Source organism: Acinetobacter sp. YH12064, assembly GCF_013419735.1.
Lineage (GTDB): Bacteria > Pseudomonadota > Gammaproteobacteria > Pseudomonadales > Moraxellaceae > Acinetobacter > Acinetobacter amyesii.
Map to the genome: position 1 here is coordinate 42,548 of NZ_VOZP01000008.1, position 17,192 is coordinate 59,739.

Sequence of the window (17,192 nt, forward strand, 5' to 3'; positions counted from 1 at the left end):
ACATCTCAAGATATGCCTGTGCTTGCACAGCAAGGAATGAAGAATCAAGCAGGATTTACCTTAGTAGAGCTTTTGGTTGCGATTGCCATTTTTGCAGTGCTGTCTGCTTTGGGCTGGAAGGTCTTTGATTATGTCTCGAAAGTGAAGGAACGAAACGCAACCCATGAGGCAAGGCTGAGTCAGTTGCAAGATGCCCATCAGCAAATTCTCAGAGACACAGTACAAGCTGTGCCCTTAACTGCCAATATTAATGGAGATATTCAACCAGCGTTAGTATTGCAAAATGGCCGATTTAATTTCAGTAAGACAGGTGTCACTGATCCATTAAATCAGGGCATTGCACCTGACGAGCGAGTGGAATATCAATACAAAGCTGATGAAAAAAAATTGTATCGGCTAAAATTTAAAAATCTCAACCAAACGGGGCATGATCAGCCAGATTCGAGTGTTTTACTGGATAATGTTGAACAATATAAAATCACGGTACTCAATCCAAATGAGTTAGAGAATTGGCCAGATGCTGCCGCTGATTTGAATAATGAAAAAACCATTCAACTGTTACCGCGGGGTATCAGGATGCAGCTCACAGTTGATGGGACAAACTACGAATGGTTCTTCAGTTTGTTAAATACTGATTTTTTATTGGATAAAAATAAGAATGGTTAGCGGTCAGGTAGTAGAGTCATTTGAAGTTCGGAGTTGCTTATGAAGCAGCAACGCGGCATCGCTTTGTTAACTATCCTGATGATGGTAGCTTTGGCAACCATAGTTGCAGCAGGCATCGCAAAACAACAAGCCCATACTTCTGAAAATACCGCTTATGTGATGCGCCAAAATCAGTCGTTGTTATATGCGAAAAGTGCCGAAGCATTTTTTGCTGAACTTTTAGTAAATGATGCCGAAAATGCAGGGCAGGTGGATCACCTCCAAGAAAATTGGGCTCAGCCTATGCCAGCCTTTCCTGTGGAAGGTGGAACTGTTGCAGGTGTGCTCCAAGACGAATCTGGAAAATTTAACCTCAATAGTTTGGTTTCAGAAGAGGGTGTGGTAAATGACAAAGCAAAGCTATGGTTTGAAAAAATATTGCAGCGTGTTGGTTTACCCGCAGAATTAAGTCAAGCCGTGATTGATTGGCAAGATGAAGATGATGAGACCTCTGGCCCGATGGGCGCAGAGCTGGCGTACTATCGTAGTTTAAATAATGCGGCGCTACCACCAAATGCAAAATTTCATAGTGTGGAAGAGCTGAAATCAGTGCGTGGTTTTGACGGTGCTAAATATAAACTAATTGCGCCTTATGTGAGTAGCTTACCTTCGCATGAAACAACGGTAAACATTAATACCGCTCCTGCATTTTTGTTAGCGACCATGGATGATCGTTTAGATGTCAATGCAGTTGAGCAAGCTTTGCAACAAAAAGCTGCCAAATTTGAACATTTCGAAAATATCAATGATTTATGGGCAATGGAGCCATTTGCACAGGTGAGCACAGAAAATAGGGAAGTTTTAAATTCACAATTGGGTGTGCAGTCGAACTATTTTAAAGCGCAAATTGAAATTATTTTAAATGAAAGAAAGCGTCAATTTACCAGTGAGTTAGTGCGAAAAGATAAAGATGTATATGTGGCTTTTCGCAGTATGGCACCATTTTAGGTCTTAAAGGTCGCTAAATTTTCATGATGCCTTTTCCCAATTGTGCTGAATAGCAAAATTAATGCCTCTTGTTAGACTTTTGCATTATAATCTCTGAGAACCCATAGATTATTTGATTGCATTACGACACATGTTAATTCGTAAGTTATTTAAATTTGAAAACGCGCATATCGTGCGTAATTGCACGTCAGACCGTTGCAAACGTTCCATTCATGGACACAGTTATAAAGTCGAACTATTACTCAAAGCGTCGAAACTTGACCATGGGCAAATGGTTTACGATTTCGGTTTGCTCAAAGGGGTAATTAAAGACTTATTTGACAGTTTTGATCACGCGATTTGTTTTTGGCAACACGATGATGCTGAGTACATTCGTGCCTGCAAACAGTTCAGTGCACGTTGGGTCGAACTACCCGTATCGCCCTCAGCGGAACAATTTTCACGAATCTTCTTTTACTTAGCACAACAAGTTCTAAAATCAACAGAAACTCAAAATGGTGAGGGTGATGTTGAGGTGTATTCTGTGATCGTGCATGAGACAGACACAGGCTATGCGCAAAGCTTCTTAGAAGATATCGACAACGCACAAATGGGGTTGTTGCAGTTAGATCAAATTATCTTCTCCGAACAGGTTCAGTCGGAATGGAACGATACCCAGATGTATGAAAAATTAAAACAGGGTCAAAAATTTTTAAACCCTGCAGTTGATTTACAAGTTAGAATTTAAGTAAATATTTGGTTTTATTAGGATTGGTTAACAGTGATGTCTTTAACAGAAGAGCAACAAGCAAAACTCGCTAAAGTGCAGCTTGAGCCTAGCTGGAAATATGCCCTAAGTGAGTTTTTGCTTAGCCCTCGCATGGATGAGTTAAAAGACTTTCTGCTACAACAAATCAAACAGGATAAAGTGATTTATCCACCGAATCCGCTGATCTTTAATGCCTTAAACACGACACCTATGGCAAATGTAAAGGTGGTGATTTTAGGCCAAGACCCGTATCATGGGCCAAATCAGGCACATGGTTTAAGCTTTTCGGTACAAAAGGGGGTTGCATTACCACCTTCTTTACGTAATATTTTCCATGAGTTAAATACCGACCTCGGGGTGCCTGTGTCAAAACATGGGGACTTAACACGCTGGGCAGAACAAGGTGTCTTGCTTTTAAATGCGGTACTGACTGTTGAGGCTGGGCAACCAACTTCACATCAAAAACGTGGCTGGGAAGATTTTACAGACCATGTGATTGATGTTTTAAATGAACAACGTGAGCATATTGTCTTTATTTTATGGGGGGCATATGCACAGCGTAAGGGACAACGCATTGACCAAAATAAGCACTTAGTGCTAAAAGCCGCGCATCCATCTCCTTTGGCTGCAAACCGCGGTGGATTTTTTGGTTGTAAGGTGTTTTCAAAAAGTAATAATTATCTTAAACAAAATGGCATTGAGCCAATAGACTGGCAGCTGGACGCATGACTTATTCTCCCGTTTCAAAAAATTATCACCCAGATCTGATTGTTGAAGAAGCGAAAAAGGGCTGGCGCATTGTTCGCTTGAATCGCCCAAAATCGCTTCATGCATTAGATGAATCAATCTGCACAGCGTTGCTTGAAGTCTTTCAGGACTTTCAACACGATGATGCTGTAAAAGCAATTTGGTTAGATTCCACTACGCCGAAAGCATTTTGTGCAGGTGGCGATGTACGCAAATTGCGACAATTGGTGGTCAATGATGAAGTTGAAACGGCGAATAAATTTTTTGAACAAGAATATGCCCTAGATTTGCTGCTGCATAATTATGCAAAGCCGATTTTGGTTTGGGGTGAAGGTTATGTCATGGGTGGTGGTTTAGGTCTGTTTATGGCTGCACCTTTCCGTTTGGTGACACCTTATTCACGTTTAGCAATGCCTGAAATTAATATCGGTTTGTATCCAGATGTCGGTGCGACACGTTTCTTGGCTGATCGTGGCGCCATTGGGTTGTTTACTGGGTTAACCGGCTCGATTATGACCGCAGCAGGTGCTTATGGTATCGGCTGGGCAACGCATATTTGTGATGCACAGCGTGATAACGTACTTGAAACTGTCATCAATATTGATTGGGATCATTATCCAGCTGGCGATTTTCGTGCCATCGATGACACTTTAAATAGTATGCATCGTCCTGTGGGGCCGGGGCCATTACAAAACTCGTTAGATGTGATTCAAAGTGTGTGCCGTGGGCATAATTTTGAACATGACTATGAATCAATTATAGGTTTAAGTGATGCGCGTAGTGATTGGTTACGTCAAGCCAGTGAAAATCTACAAAAAGGTTCACCTGCAACCGCCGCATTAACATGGTTGTTATGGCAGTGGGGCAAGCAGGTACATTCTTGGAATGAAGTGTTTGAACTTGAAACCCAAATTTCGGATTGGAAAATTCGTCATGCAGACTTTGTGGAAGGTGTGCGCGCACGTCTAGTCGATAAAGACCTGTCTCCAGAATGGAAAAAAGGTACAGATCTTTCCCTTAAAGGAATTCTGGCTGATGAGCCTCCTGTAACCAATATTGACAGTTGGAATGCACTGTTAAGACAGTATGGTGTAATTTAATTAATTGATGTCTGAACAAAACCAATATAGTGATGAACATTGGATGCAGCTTGCTTTTGAGCAGGCTGCACAGGCTGCCGAATTGCAAGAAATTCCTGTAGGTGCAGTCATTGTGAGTCAAAATCAAGTCATAGGTGCAGGGTTTAATGCGCCGATTTCTTTGAAAGATCCCACCGCACATGCGGAAGTACAAGCTTTGCGTCAAGCTTGTTTGAATATCGATAATTACCGATTACCTGACGACGCAACTTTATATGTAACTTTAGAGCCATGCACAATGTGTGTGGGCGCTTTGGTACATTCAAGAATAAAACGAGTGGTATTTGCGACGACTGAGCCTAAAGCAGGTTCTTTGGTCAGTTCGCGTCAATTGTTAAATTCAGGCTACTATAACCATATCTTTGAGTTTGAGCATGGTTGCCTACAAGAGCAATGCTCCCAACAATTGAGTGATTTTTTTAAAATGCGTCGTGAACAAAAACGACTGATGAAGTTACAGGAAAAAGCCACTTTGACTGAACTTAATTTAAAAAATCAAGTAAACTCTACTGACAATTAATATTGTCAAATAAAATAGGGTACACCATGAAATCCATTCAAGTAAAAAAAGAATTTAATGCACCGGTCGAGCAAGTTTTTGACTTACTTTCAAAACATTCGACCTATAACGTGGCTTTTGCGCCGATTCAAGTGGTGCGTGTTAAAGATTCAGCAGATCCTGAGCGTCCTGATGGTGTGGGTTCTGTGCGCCGTATGGGCTTTGGGCCAGTGAAGCCGTTACAAGAGCAAATTACCTTGCTTGAGCCAAACCAACGTATTGAATATAAAATTATTAAAAACCCATTGGTGAAACATCATTTGGGCGTGATTCAATTCGAAGCGATTGATGCTGCGCGTACTTTAGTCACTTATACGATTGAATTACAGGCGCGTGCGCCATTCGTTAGTCAATTAATCCTTGCGCAACTGAAGTCAGCGATTAAAATTGGTTTTTCAAAACTTGCAAAAACCGTATAAACAAAAGTGGAAGAGCAATGACAGTTCAAATCATTACAATTGATGGCCCAAGTGGCTCAGGTAAAGGAACATTGGCAGCAAAAATTGCGGCACATTATCAGTTCCACTTACTCGACTCAGGTGCGTTATATCGTCTGTTGGGATTGTCATTGCATAAGCAAGACTTAATTGATGCATTAGACTCAAAGCTCGATGAATGCGTAAAAATTGCAACAAATTTAGACATACAATTTGTGACAAATGAAGCAGGTGTTTCGGTGCTTTTAGATGGTGAAGATGTCTCAAAAGTTATCCGTACTGAGAGAGTTGGAGAGTTTGCTTCAAAAGTTGCTGCAATTCCTGCACTTAGAACTGCGCTTTTAGAACGTCAGCATGCCTTTGCTCAAGCACCTGGTTTGGTTGCAGATGGCCGTGATATGGCAACTACGATTTTTCCAAATGCCCAAGCCAAGATTTATTTAACGGCTTCTGCTCAGTCCCGTGCGGAGCGCCGTGTAAATCAGTTGCAGGCTATGGGCGTGGATGTTAAAATAAACGACATTTTAGCTAATATCGAAGCGCGTGATAAGCGAGATATGGAACGCGCAGTCGCTCCACTCAAGCCTGCGCCAGATGCTTACTTCATTGATAGTTCAACTTTGAGTATTGATGAAGTATTCACGCTGATGACGAATTACATCGATCAGCAATTAGCAAACTAAAGAATTTTCAGCAGAAGCATAGCTTGATCAGTCTTATACGGACTATGTAGACGCTTAATTAAACCGGCCTTGTCTGATCCAAGACCGCTGACTTTACTAGGTATATCATGACCGAATCTTTTGCAGCCCTCTTTGAAGAAAGCGAATTAAACCTCAACGTTGAAAAGGGTGCTGTCATCCAAGGCGTTGTAGTAAGCATCGACTCTGACTGGGTAACAGTTGACACTGGCCTTAAATCAGAAGGTATTGTTGACCGCGCTGAATTCTTAAATGAACAACGTGAACTTGAAGTTCAAGTTGGCGACACTGTTGATGTAGTTGTTGAAGCTCTTGACAACGGTATGGGTCAAACAGTTTTATCACGTGAAAAAGCTAAACGTGCTGAAACTTGGACTAAACTTGAAAAAATCTTTGAAGACGGCGAAATCGTTACTGGTGTTATCTCTGGTAAGGTTAAAGGCGGTTTCACTGTTGACATCGGTCCAGTTCGTGCGTTCCTTCCAGGTTCTTTAGTTGATACTCGTCCTATTCGTGATACTACTCACTTAGAAGGTAAAGAGTTAGAATTTAAAGTAATCAAACTTGATGCTAAACGTAACAACGTTGTTGTATCTCGTCGTGCTGTTATGGAAGCTGAATCTTCAGCTGACCGTGAAGCTCTTCTTGCTCAGCTTGAAGAAGGTCAAACAGTTACTGGTACTATCAAAAATCTTACTGACTACGGCGCGTTCGTTGACCTTGGTGGTATTGATGGTCTTCTTCACATCACTGACATGGCTTGGAAACGTATCAAGCATCCTTCAGAAGTTGTTGAAGTTGGTCAAGAAGTTACTGTTAAAGTACTTAAATTCGACCGCGAACGTAACCGCGTATCTTTAGGCCTTAAACAATTAGGCGAAGATCCATGGTTAGCGATCATGAACCGTTACCCTAAAGGTTCTATCGTTAAAGCTCGTGTAACTAACTTAACTGACTACGGTTGCTTCGCTGAAATCGCTGAAGGCGTTGAAGGCTTAGTACACGTTTCAGAAATGGACCATACTAACAAAAACATCCACCCATCTAAAGTTGTTCAGATCGGTGACGAAGTTGACGTTATGGTTCTTGAAGTTGATGAAGAGCGTCGTCGTATTTCTCTTGGTATCAAACAAACTCGTGCTAACCCATGGGAAGAGTTTGCTAAAGAACACGACAAAGGTGAAAAAGTTTCAGGTACTATCAAGTCAATCACTGACTTCGGTATCTTCATCGGTTTACCAGGCGGTATCGATGGTCTAGTTCACTTGTCTGACATTTCTTGGAACGAACAAGGCGAAGAAGCTATCCGTCGTTACAAGAAAGGTGACACAGTTGAAGCGGTTATCCTTTCAGTAGACGCTGAAGGCAACCGTATCAGCCTTGGCATCAAACAAATGAACAGCGATCCGTTCAACGATTTCTTAGCTGCTAACGAACGCGGTGCGCTTGTTAAAGGTACTGTAACTGCAGTTGACGCTAAAGGCGCTACTGTTAAGTTAGCTGACGAAGTTGAAGCGACTCTTAAAGCATCTGAAATCAACCGCGACCGCGTTGAAGATGCAACTAAGTTCCTTGAAGTTGGTCAAGAAGTTGAAGCTAAAATCATCAACGTAGACCGCAAATCACGTTCTATCAACTTGTCTATCAAAGCGAAAGACGAAGCTGAAGAAAAAGAAGCAGTAGCTAACTTGAACAAGACAGCTACAGCAACTTCAGACAATGGTCCTAAGACTATTGGTGATTTGATCAAAGCTCAAATGAACCACTAAGTAAGTGTTTGAATTGTATTGTTAATGTAAATTAATTAATATATTTTACACAATTACTGTAACGGTAGCGTAGTAAGTGATTATTACGCTACCGTTTTGTATTTAAACAGGTTATTATCAGGAAACTGATCCTAGGTAGCTTGATAATTAAAGAGGTCGCAGATGACTACTGAAGCACTTAATAAGTCTGACTTAATAGAGCGTATTTCTCTTAAAAACCCACACTTAGCTGAACCCTTAGTGGAAGAAGCCGTTAAGATAATGATCGATCAAATGATTGAAGCTTTGTCTACAGACAACCGAATTGAAATCCGTGGTTTTGGTAGTTTTGCATTACATCACCGTGAACCACGTGTGGGTCGTAACCCAAAAACCGGCAAATCAGTTGAAGTTGCAGCAAAAGCTGTACCGCACTTTAAACCTGGTAAAGCTTTACGTGATGCGGTAAACGAATCTGCAAACTAATTTAAAACATAGTTAGGGGTGTTTATGCGTTACGTATTGGTCGTCATTCTATTAGTCCTATTTGGATACTCATTGGCTTTGGTGCTGCAAAACGGAACTGAACTTTCAGTCGATTTGTTGTTTACACAAGTGCCTGCAATGCGTTTAGGGCTTTTATTGCTATTAACATTGTCATTAGGTTTGGTTTTAGGTCTTTTATTGGCAGTGCAAGTATTCCGAGTATTTCAAAATAACTGGGAAATTAAACGTCTACGTAAAGATATTGAGCGCCTACGTAAAGAGCAAATTCAAACTGCTCAACTGGCTGCTGCTGAAGCGGCTGCACATACACGTCATGAAAAAACAGTTTTAGATATTGATGCAAATGAGCGTCCTTCTAACCCGTTATAATTGGGTTTATGAAGTAAATTAACTACTTTTATGAGTATAGTTAAATTTTATATTAAACACTCTGGTGGATTATCGGGGTGTTTTTTTATGGGCTGAAAAAATAAGCCATATATCTTAAATAAAATAATGAGATAGCTAAATTCAAATTAATCATTTCAATTAACATGAGTTTTATGACTTTCTGATCAAGTTGAATCCATCTATAATGCACTAATTTTGTCAAAATGAAGGGTAAGTCTCTTGAGTATCATCGTTGCACTAGATGCTAAAAGCCAATATGACGCACTTACAATTGCAGAGCAGTTAGATCCTGCATTATGTCGAGTTAAGGTTGGTAAAGAGTTATTTACCCATGAGGGTTCAAGTATCGTTAAAGCATTGCACGATAAAGGTTTTGAAGTATTTCTAGATCTTAAATTCCATGATATTCCAAACACCACAGCACAAGCAGTTTGTGCAGCTGCGGATATGGGTGTGTGGATGGTCAATGTCCATGCATCAGGTGGCCGTAAAATGATGGAAACCTGTGTAGAGCGCCTAAAGGCGGGCAATTACAATACTCAGCTAATTGCTGTTACGGTTTTGACATCAATGGGTCGTGAAGATCTTGCGGAATTAGGCTTAGATGTGGAACCTTTTGAACATGTGAAGCGTCTTGCGACTTTAACGAAAGAAAGTGGTTTGGATGGTGTAGTTTGTTCGGCACAAGAAGCGAAAATGTTACGTGAAACTTTGGGTGCTGACTTTGCATTAGTAACACCGGGTATCCGTCCTGAGGGTTCTGCAGCGGATGATCAAAAACGAATTGTGACACCTAAACAAGCTATGCTTGATGGTTCTACACATTTGGTGATTGGCCGTCCAATTACTAAATCGGACAATATGCGTCAAACTTTAAAAGATATTTTGGCGACTTTGTAAGAATCCCACCCGACCTCCCTTTGAAAAAGGGAGGAGAAAGTCCCTCTTTTTAAAGAGGGACTTAGGGAGATTAAAATCGTTAAAGCACCGCCAATATACTCACTAATATTGGTGCAAGTACAGAAAGGATAAAGCCGCTGACCATGGCATGTGGAATAAAATCATTACCACAGGCTTGTTTGACCATAGGTAGGGTGACATCCATAGCTGTTGCACCCGCAGATGAAATTGCAGAGCGTGGGTAGCGCCAGCCAATAATATACATAAATACAATCGCAAAAATTTCTCTGAATAAATCATTCATCAGCGCGATACTGCCTAGATGCGCATTTTTTAATTCAGTCACGACGATGCCTGTCATCGAATAGAAACCATAGCCTTGTGACAGCATAATCAAATCTTTCAAACTGATTTGTGGTAATAGGTATGCAGCAGCAAAAGCGCCCAAAAGTGAACCGACGATACAGCCGAGTGGAACAAGTAGAATTTTCCAATTTAACCAAGAACGATCGAGCGGTGAGTAGGCGAGATCTAGACCGATCAGAAACATAAAGACTAAAAGTAGATCCCATGTACTCATATGTGGCTGAAGACTAAAGTGTGCTGCCATTTCAGCAAAAGCGTAACCTAAACCTAATGCAATAAAAGCATAGCTAATATTGATGAGTGAGCTTGTTACCAACTGCATGGACACTTTGCCATGACTGGGTTTATAGCCTAAAAGCTTAAATAAAATATAGCAGCAAATAAAAGCACCCACTGAGGTCAATAGTGCAATAAGTACTGATGAAGAAAGGATTTGCAGAGGCGCTGGAATAGTGTGTAATGTTTCGGAAAATTCGATTGCAATCGCAAATAACAAAATATAAGTAAAATACGGCAGCAGTTTAAAGGCGATTTTTTCAAGCCAAGTGGGTAGGCGACGTGCAAGAATAAAACCAAGCCCTAAACAGGCCAAGAGCTGGAAAATCAACCAGAAAGATTGCATACAAAAATAGGCAGATAATGAATACCTGCCTATTATGACCTGTTATTGCTTAAGCTGCATGACTAGATTTTGTTTTACTGAGGAGTCGAAAATCAGCTGGATTTATTTTTCGAGTAGCCAGCCAATATTTCCATGTATAAGTTGGCCACAGTGCAAAATTTTTACCGCCATTTTGCTGATACCAACTCACGCAGCCTGATTGCCATACCGTACCATCAAGCATGTCTTGTACATGAGTGTTAAATTGATCTTGCACCTGATCTTTGACAGCGATGGCTTGAACATTAGATTTTGAAACCAATTGCATCATTTGTAAGATGTAATCGACTTGTGCCTCAATCATAAATACCACTGAATTATGGGCAAGTACGGTATTGGGGCCTAATAATTGGAACAGATTTGGAAAGCCTTTGGTGCAAATGCCATAAAAGCTTTCTGCGCCAGCCTGCCACACTTGTTTGAGTTCTTGAGCATTTTCACCAATACATTCAAATGATTTTAAATAAATTCTTGGATCGGTAATAAAGCCTGTACCATAGATCAGACAATCGATTTCACGGGATTTTCCATCTTTGGTAATAATGGCATTTTCAGTGATTTCTTGTATTGCATCACTGACCAATTCCACATTAGGTCGATTAAAGGTTGGAAAGTATTTATTAGAAATTAAAATGCGTTTACAACCCATGATGTAGTTTGGCGTTAGTTTCTTGGCAAGTTCAGCATCTTTCACTTGATACTTAATATACAGTTCTGCCAGTTTTTGCGCATATTTCATGGTAGTTGGTTTAACAATTGGCACGACACGTGATTCGTTGGTCCAATACAGGCGAGCGCGGTGAATTTTTCGAAACCAATCATATTTTTTAAATAATGATTTTTCTAAACCATGATAACTGCGTTCATCTCGTGGAATGACCCAAGCCGCGGTACGTTGAAAAACATACAGTTGTTTTGTTTGTGGTGCGATTTCAGGAATGTATTGGATGGCACTGCCGCCTGTACCAATAGATGCGACTTTTTTACCTTCTAATGGATATTGATGATCCCATTGAGAAGAATGAAACACTTTGCCTTTAAATTTTTCAATGCCCGGAATGTGTGGAATTTGCGGGACATGTAGCGGGCCAGATGCAAAAATCACGTATTGAGCGGTAATTTTAACGCCATCTTTGAGTTCTAAATGCCAGTCGCAGGTTGATTCATTGTATTGGCTTGAAAGTACTTCACTGTTAAAGCGACAGAATTGTTTTAAATTATATTCACGGGTGACCTGTTGGATATAGTCAAATATTTCCGGCGCTTCAGCATAACGTTTTGACCAATCTGTTTTGGGTGCAAAAGAAAGCGAATACATATGTGATTGCACATCACACGCAGCGCCAGGGTAGCGGTTTTCACGCCAGGTTCCACCAAAATCATTGGCTTTTTCGAGGATCAAAAAATCTTGATTACCTTGTTGTAAAAGGCGTATCGCCATAGCAATACCACCAAAACCACCGCCGATGATGGCGATTTGTGTATGTATTTCAGAATTGGCTTTTGGGGTTTGCACTGTTTTTGTTTGCGCTTCCTGCATCATTTTTTTAATTCCAAGCGAGATTACAAGTTAAGCATACTTGAGTTCGTGATCAGAACAATATGATTGAGGTGACAGAAATATTGATCGAAACGGCAATGTTCATAATTGCAATTTTGTAGTAAAAAAGAAGAAATTTAATGTCATTTTACGATTTATGAAACGATCTATTCTAAGCCTGATGTATTTAGTACAAGGAATGCGTAAAGCAGGTGTAGATGTCGATCAACGTTTGCAAACTATTGGGCTGCGTGTCGATGCACTCGATCCAACTTCAGTGATTCATCCGAGTTTGGAGTGGGATGTACTGAAAGTCATTGGTAAAGATGTAGAACCTGAGCAAGGGTTATTTATTGGTCAGCATTATACATTGGCGGGTTATGGCCCGTTGCTGATGTTATTGGTCACCAGTGATACTTTACGCCAAGCTTTAAATCAGGGAATTCGCTTTCAACAGTTGACGCATCTAACTGGGCGTTTGAGTTTGCAAATCAGTCAGCATAAAGTGGCCTTATGTTATCAACCCCAAGATGTGTATGCACCACTGGGTGCATTATTGGCACAGTCAGAGATTTCAGGAACTTATAAATTCATCCGTGATCTGTACAAAATGATGGGGCTATCTACACCGAAAGTTCAAATTGATTTGCCGTTCGCTGAACCCAAAGATCCTGAAAAATTAAAAATGTTTACTGATTATTATGGCTCTCAAGTTCGATTTGGTGCGCCATTTGCGGCATTTTGGTTCGATGAAGATGTTTTAGATATTCGGATCCCTTCCGCAGATATTATTACTTTTCGATTATATGAGTCGAAATGTATTGCGGAGTTAGAACGTTTAAGCGCCGATGAAGATGCGCCATCATTGGTTCAACGTGTGCAAGATTATTTGGAATTACAAAGTGGTGCGATGCCAAGTATGGCAGCAACTGCTCAAGCGTTGAACTTGCCTGAAAGAACTTTGCGTCATCAACTGCAACAGTTAAATACCAGTTATAAGCAAATTCGTGAAGATATTATTAAAGATAAAGCACTCCGTATGATTGAATATAATGAATATTCAATTGAAATGATTGCAGAATTGCTGGGCTATTCAGAACCTGCGGCGTTTAATCATGCGTTTAAACGTTGGTTTGGGCATAGTCCGAGACAATATAATAAATAGCCAATGCGCTTTACTGCCAAAGTGTTATATCTTCGAGTTTATTCTTCGTTATAATTCATTTAGCCCAAAAAAGTATTTAATGATATGTCAGATTTTCAGTCACCACACAACACCGCATTTACTCCGATTTCACCGGCTGAGCGTTATGCTCAAGCCTTAGCATCTGGTCAGTTTTTACCAGATCAGGAACAGGCGCAAGCGGTGCATGAGTTGGATCGAGTTTGGCAAGAATTAATCCAACGTTTTAAGGCTTCTAAAAAAGCGTTTCGTCGTTTCCGTCGTCAAACTGCACCGAAAGGGGTGTATATGTGGGGCGGTGTAGGACGTGGTAAAACGTGGCTGATGGATCAGTTTTATGATTCTGTGCCATTTCGACGCAAAACACGTATGCATTTCCATCACTTTATGCAGTACGTACACCGTGAATTAAATAAGCTTTCAGGTCAGCGTAATCCACTAGACCTTGTTGCCGACCAAATTTATAAAGAAGCGGTCGTGATCTGCTTTGATGAATTCTTTGTATCCAATGTTACGGATGCGATGATTTTGAGCGATCTGTTCCAAAAATTATTTACGCGTGGCATCACTCTTGTTGCAACATCTAACATCGCACCAGATGGTTTATATAAAAACGGGATCCACCGTGACCGTTTTATCCCAACCATCGAAATGGTAAAAAAGAACTGTGTGATTTTAAATGTAGACTCAGGTGTAGACTATCGTTTACGTGTATTGAAACAAGCGCAGTTGTTTAAGTCGCCTTTAACACATGAACATAAGTTGTGGATGGCACAGCGTTTTACAGCATTAACGCAAACCCAAACGGTTTCACAAGAGCCAATTATTATTAATCAGCGTATTGTGGAAACCATTGGTCATACGGAAGATGTACTGTGGTGTGAATATTCTGAACTTTGCCTAAAACCACGTAGCCCAGCGGACTTTATTGAAATTGCCAATATTTATAATACGGTCTTGGTGAGTAATGTGCCGCACATGACGGATTATTTGTCTGAAGGGACTCGTCGTTTTATCTATCTAGTTGATGAGTTTTATGACCGTGGTGTGAAGTTGTTGCTTACTTCAGAAGATACGATTATTGAATTATATCAAGGTGAAAAATTGGCATTTGAAATTGAGCGTACACGTTCGCGCTTATTGGAAATGCAATCTGATGATTATCTACATACCTCTCACCGTCAAATCAATGCACCAGAATCTACAGCAGAAAATTAAGCGTTTCTGTTGGAATGAAAAAAGAACGTCTTGATGGCGTTCTTTTTTTGATTTTTAGTTTTAGATTACATGCATAGATAAGAAAAAGTATAGATCGAACAATCGACTTTAAAAGCGAGGTCGGAAGATAAAAGCATCATTTAATAAGAAGAAGGGTTGTTTAATAATTCATCGATAAAAGCGTTAAATTTAAACTGATTGGTTGAAGTTGTAGCATCGACATTGGCAGCATTTCATGGCTTAATCGAGTGAGTTTGTTTGACGCTTGGGTCTATTTGTTCAGTTTTAGAACAAAATTCTGCACTTAAGTCTAATTTCGACATTTCAAAAACTTTATACACTGTAAAAAGGTATTCAGGCTGATGATGACGTCGTATTTCTGATCTTTATTATGTTGAATGATGAGGGTATTTCATTACATAGAAAATGATCATTATTTAGGAATGTGATAGTACTATTCAGCAAAGTATAAATGGGTATACTAGAATCTCTTGTTATAAAAAATAGCAATATCAGGAAAGACAATGACTGCACGTATTCAAAAAGGCAAGTTAGCGATTGCTAAAGAACTTTACGATTTCATCGAAAATGAAGCACTACCGGGTTCAGGTTTAGACAGTGAGACTTACTGGAAAAACTTTGAACAAGTCGTTGTCGATCTTAGCCCAAAGAACAAAGCACTATTGGCTAAGCGTGACGACATTCAAGCTAAAATTGATGAATGGCACCGCAACAACAAATTTGAACTCGAAGCTTACAAAGCTTTCCTTACTGAAATTGGCTACTTATTACCAGAAGTAGAAGATTTCCAAATCAGCACAGAAAATGTAGACGAAGAAATCGCATTATTGGCTGGTGCGCAATTAGTAGTGCCTGTACGTAATGCACGTTACTGCTTAAACGCTGCGAACGCACGTTGGGGTTCACTCTACGATGCTCTTTACGGTTTTGACGTGATCTCTGAAGAAGACGGCGCGGAAAAAGGTAAGGGCTATAACCCAGCTCGTGGCGCAAAAGTTATCGAATTTGCTAAAAACTTCTTAAATGAAACTTTCCCGCTAGCTAATGGTTCGCATGCAGATGCAACTAAATATGCGGTAGAAGGCAAAAAGTTAGTTGTAAGCCTAAAAGATGGCTCAACTGCAACTTTAGCGAAAGAAGCTCAGTTTGTTGGTTTTAATGGTGACGAAGCTGCGCCAACCGAAATCGTACTTTTAAACAATGGTTTGCATGTAATCATTGAAATTGATGCGACGAGCCCAATTGGTTCAACTGATGCTGCGGGCGTTAAAGACTTAGTTCTTGAAGCTGCGGTAACCACAATTCAAGACTTAGAAGACTCAATTGCAGCAGTTGATGCTGAAGAGAAAGTTGAAGGCTACCGTAACTGGTTAGGCTTAATGAAAGGTACACTTTCTGAGTCAATCGAGAAAAATGGTAAGACCATCACGCGTACATTAAATAAAGATCGTACGCACAAAAATTTAATCGGTGGTGAAACTACGCTTCACGGTCGTTCATTGATGTTGCTTCGTAATGTGGGTCATTTGATGACAAACCCTGCGATCCTTGTCGATGGCGAAGAAATTTATGAAGGTATCATGGATGCCTTGGTTACTCCGCTTCTTACGATTGCTGACATCCGTGGTGAAAACACGATTAAGAACTCGCGTAAAGGTTCAATGTATATCGTGAAGCCAAAAATGCATGGTCCTGAAGAAGTGGCATTTGCAGTTGAATTGTTCGAGCGTGCTGAACAAGCGCTTGGTCTACCTGCGAAGACTTTGAAAATCGGTATCATGGACGAAGAACGTCGTACTTCTGTGAACTTGAAAAACTGTATCGCGCAAGCGAAAGATCGTACGATCTTTATTAATACAGGTTTCATGGATCGTACGGGTGATGAAATCCATACTTTCATGGAAGCAGGTCCATTCGTTCGTAAAGGCGAAGTGAAGTCTCAAATCTGGTTCCCTGCATATGAAAACCGTAACGTGATGATCGGTCTTCAAGCCGGCTTACGTGGTAAAGCGCAAATCGGTAAAGGCATGTGGCCAAAACCAGATATGTTGCTTGATATGTATAAAACTAAGATTGAGCATCCAGAAGCTGGCGCAAGCTGTGCATGGGTTCCGTCTCCATCTGGTGCTGTTATTCACGCGATCCATTACCATCAGTGCAATGTTTCTGAGCGTCAAAAAGAGTTGTTGAATACTCAACCGCTATCTTTAGATGACTTGTTAACACCGCCTTTAGCGACAGATACAAACTGGTCTGAAGAAGAGAAAACCAAAGAGCTCGAAAATAACCTTCAAGGTATCTTGGGTTATGTAGTTCGTTGGGTTGATTTGGGTGTAGGTTGTTCAAAAGTTCTAGACATCAACAATGTTGGTTTGATGGAAGACCGTGCAACTTTACGTATTTCTTCTCAACACGTTGCAAACTGGTTACGTCACGGTATCGTAACTGCTGAGCAAGTTGAAGAAGTATTTAAGCGCATGGCGAAAGTTGTGGATGAGCAAAATGCCAACGATCCACTTTACACGCCAATGGCACCAAGCTTTGATGGTTATGCATACAAAGCTGCTTATGACTTAGTATTCAAAGGCGGCGAGCAGCCATCTGGTTATACAGAGCCTCTATTACATGCTTACCGTTTAAAATTAAAAGGTTATACAGGTGACTAATCTGTAAA

General features: G+C 40.5%; 17 protein-coding genes. 15 read left to right on the forward strand and 2 right to left on the reverse strand.

Annotation, left to right across the window (positions count from 1 at the left end):
- The first annotated feature begins 36 nt into the window (after window positions 1-36).
- The 12 genes from gspJ (at window position 37) to pyrF (ending at window position 9,529) form a co-directional block, all read left to right on the forward strand.
- Window positions 37-666 carry a type II secretion system minor pseudopilin GspJ gene (gspJ, locus tag FTU13_RS09650; protein ID WP_180161110.1) on the forward strand — a complete coding sequence of 210 codons (630 nt, stop codon included), beginning with the start codon at window positions 37-39 and terminating at the stop codon, window positions 664-666.
- A 39-nt stretch (window positions 667-705) separates the two neighbouring features.
- Window positions 706-1,653, forward strand: a complete 948-nt coding sequence (gene gspK, locus FTU13_RS09655; RefSeq protein WP_180127806.1) for a type II secretion system minor pseudopilin GspK — start codon at window positions 706-708, stop codon at window positions 1,651-1,653.
- A gap of 130 nt (window positions 1,654-1,783) precedes the next feature.
- Entirely contained in the window at window positions 1,784-2,380 is a 597-nt protein-coding gene (locus FTU13_RS09660) for a 6-carboxytetrahydropterin synthase (RefSeq protein WP_180077646.1), read from the forward strand.
- 36 nt (window positions 2,381-2,416) lie between these two features.
- The gene (gene ung, locus FTU13_RS09665) at window positions 2,417-3,130 is read left to right on the forward strand and encodes a uracil-DNA glycosylase (RefSeq protein WP_078193660.1); all 714 of its coding nucleotides are present in this window, start codon (window positions 2,417-2,419) and stop codon (window positions 3,128-3,130) included.
- Window positions 3,127-4,248: an enoyl-CoA hydratase/isomerase family protein gene (locus FTU13_RS09670; RefSeq protein ID WP_078188941.1), complete on the forward strand. Its 1,122-nt coding sequence runs from the start codon at window positions 3,127-3,129 to the stop codon at window positions 4,246-4,248. Before ung ends, FTU13_RS09670 begins: the two co-directional genes overlap by 4 nt.
- A gap of 7 nt (window positions 4,249-4,255) precedes the next feature.
- Window positions 4,256-4,807 carry a tRNA adenosine(34) deaminase TadA gene (gene tadA / locus FTU13_RS09675; protein ID WP_180119784.1) on the forward strand — a complete coding sequence of 184 codons (552 nt, stop codon included), beginning with the start codon at window positions 4,256-4,258 and terminating at the stop codon, window positions 4,805-4,807.
- Between the two features lie 26 nt (window positions 4,808-4,833).
- The gene (locus tag FTU13_RS09680) at window positions 4,834-5,265 is read left to right on the forward strand and encodes an SRPBCC family protein (protein ID WP_078188937.1); all 432 of its coding nucleotides are present in this window, start codon (window positions 4,834-4,836) and stop codon (window positions 5,263-5,265) included.
- Window positions 5,266-5,282: 17 nt separating this feature from the next.
- Entirely contained in the window at window positions 5,283-5,966 is a 684-nt protein-coding gene (cmk, locus tag FTU13_RS09685; protein WP_078193656.1) for a (d)CMP kinase, read from the forward strand.
- A 107-nt stretch (window positions 5,967-6,073) separates the two neighbouring features.
- Window positions 6,074-7,753 carry a 30S ribosomal protein S1 gene (rpsA, locus tag FTU13_RS09690; protein WP_078193655.1) on the forward strand — a complete coding sequence of 560 codons (1,680 nt, stop codon included), beginning with the start codon at window positions 6,074-6,076 and terminating at the stop codon, window positions 7,751-7,753.
- 162 nt (window positions 7,754-7,915) lie between these two features.
- On the forward strand, window positions 7,916-8,218 hold the full coding sequence (locus FTU13_RS09695) for an integration host factor subunit beta (RefSeq protein ID WP_067767464.1): 303 nt from the start codon (window positions 7,916-7,918) through the stop codon (window positions 8,216-8,218).
- Window positions 8,219-8,242: 24 nt separating this feature from the next.
- Window positions 8,243-8,608 (forward strand): lipopolysaccharide assembly protein LapA domain-containing protein, encoded by a 366-nt coding sequence (locus tag FTU13_RS09700; protein ID WP_180023907.1) that lies wholly within the window; start codon window positions 8,243-8,245, stop codon window positions 8,606-8,608.
- A gap of 240 nt (window positions 8,609-8,848) precedes the next feature.
- On the forward strand, window positions 8,849-9,529 hold the full coding sequence (gene pyrF / locus FTU13_RS09705; protein ID WP_078193653.1) for an orotidine-5'-phosphate decarboxylase: 681 nt from the start codon (window positions 8,849-8,851) through the stop codon (window positions 9,527-9,529).
- Window positions 9,530-9,608: 79 nt separating this feature from the next.
- Here pyrF and FTU13_RS09710 read toward each other — a convergent pair whose 3' ends face one another.
- Complete coding sequence (locus FTU13_RS09710) at window positions 9,609-10,517, reverse strand: lysine exporter LysO family protein (protein ID WP_180127808.1); 909 nt, start codon at window positions 10,515-10,517, stop codon at window positions 9,609-9,611.
- Between the two features lie 49 nt (window positions 10,518-10,566).
- Window positions 10,567-12,096 carry an NAD(P)/FAD-dependent oxidoreductase gene (locus FTU13_RS09715; protein ID WP_180024001.1) on the reverse strand — a complete coding sequence of 510 codons (1,530 nt, stop codon included), beginning with the start codon at window positions 12,094-12,096 and terminating at the stop codon, window positions 10,567-10,569.
- A gap of 157 nt (window positions 12,097-12,253) precedes the next feature.
- On the opposite strand from FTU13_RS09715, the gene FTU13_RS09720 reads away from it, so the two are divergent.
- From FTU13_RS09720 to FTU13_RS09730, 3 genes are all read left to right on the forward strand, one after another.
- On the forward strand, window positions 12,254-13,261 hold the full coding sequence (locus FTU13_RS09720; protein WP_180127810.1) for an AraC family transcriptional regulator: 1,008 nt from the start codon (window positions 12,254-12,256) through the stop codon (window positions 13,259-13,261).
- Between the two features lie 84 nt (window positions 13,262-13,345).
- Complete coding sequence (gene zapE / locus FTU13_RS09725; RefSeq protein ID WP_111885050.1) at window positions 13,346-14,497, forward strand: cell division protein ZapE; 1,152 nt, start codon at window positions 13,346-13,348, stop codon at window positions 14,495-14,497.
- A 524-nt stretch (window positions 14,498-15,021) separates the two neighbouring features.
- Window positions 15,022-17,184, forward strand: a complete 2,163-nt coding sequence (locus FTU13_RS09730) for a malate synthase G (protein ID WP_180023904.1) — start codon at window positions 15,022-15,024, stop codon at window positions 17,182-17,184.
- Window positions 17,185-17,192 lie beyond the last annotated feature (8 nt).